The organism is Thalassospira sp. UBA1131, from assembly GCF_002311515.1.
GTDB lineage: Bacteria > Pseudomonadota > Alphaproteobacteria > Rhodospirillales > Thalassospiraceae > Thalassospira.
The window spans coordinates 187,893-188,332 of sequence record NZ_DCAO01000104.1 but is presented as its reverse complement, the minus strand read 5'-3'; the positions used below and the strand labels follow the sequence as shown (position 1 = coordinate 188,332).

Annotated in this window: 1 pseudogene; it reads left to right on the top strand. The window is 55.9% G+C overall.

The annotated features are described in order from the left end of the window. A pseudogene (locus B3Z49_RS17040) lies at window positions 1-440 on the top strand (leucine--tRNA ligase); the annotation flags it as partial.

Sequence of the window (440 nt, the reverse complement as noted above, 5' to 3'; positions counted from 1 at the left end):
CCGCATCGCCGTTTCGCCACGACCGATGTCGATTATTACAAATGGACGCAGTGGATCTTCCTGCAGCTTTTCAACAGCTTCTATGATCCGACCGTCGAATGGAAAGGCCCGCAGGGGCAGGTGATCAATGGTCGTGCGCGCCCGATTGCCGAGCTGCGCCCGTTGCTTGAGAGCGGTGAGTGGTTGCTTGACGAAGATGGCGTGCCGCAGCCGAAATCCGTAATTGGTGAAGGTACCAAAGCCGAAGGCAAAGAGATTGATCGTGCGATTGATCGCGGGCGTCTGGCCTATGTCGATGAAGTGCCGGTCAACTGGTGCCCGATGCTGGGCACGGTTCTGTCGAACGAGGAAGTCACCAACGAAGGCAAGTCCGAACGGGGTGATTACCCGGTTTATAAACGTCCGCTGAAACAGTGGATGTTGCGCATTACCGATTATGC